The sequence below is a fragment of the Vibrio sp. 704 genome (assembly GCF_033339295.1).
The window spans coordinates 1-531 of record NZ_JAWOUH010000958.1 but is presented as its reverse complement, the minus strand read 5'-3'; the positions used below and the strand labels follow the sequence as shown (position 1 = coordinate 531).

General features: G+C 46.5%; 1 pseudogene. It reads left to right on the top strand.

The annotated features are described in order from the left end of the window. A pseudogene (locus tag R7R24_RS30090) lies at positions 1-531 on the top strand (alkaline phosphatase family protein); the annotation flags it as partial.

Here is a 531-nt window from a genome sequence, read left to right as displayed (position 1 = left end):
CGCCGCTGGCGGTCTGAATCTCGCATGAATAAACCATCGGGTTTGATGGATTGGGAAGCGATGATTGACTTCCACCAAGAGCTGGTGCATCAAGACAAAGTGATTATTGTTTCTGCCGCTCCCATGTTTGGTGTGAAATTCATTGAAGCCTTGCAGCGTGTGGTAACAATGCTTGGCAAACCGTTGATGGTCGATGCCGAAAACTGGATGGCGCATCCGGGCAGTGCCAATACGCTCATCAGTATTTTTACGCATACCAAAACACCAACCAACTTTGTGATTTTGTCTGGTGACGTTCACTACTCGTTCGCCTATGACATCAAATTGCGTTATCGAAAAAACAGCCCGAATATTTATCAAATCACCTGTAGCGGCATTAAAAACCAGTTCCCTACGCAACTGCTCACGATCTGCGATGGCCTAGACAGAATGCTTTACAGTCCGCGTTCACCTCTCAACTGGTTTACGAAACGTAAACGCTTGAAGATCTACAAACGCGCGCCAAGCACTCACAATTTTTATCGCTTGGTT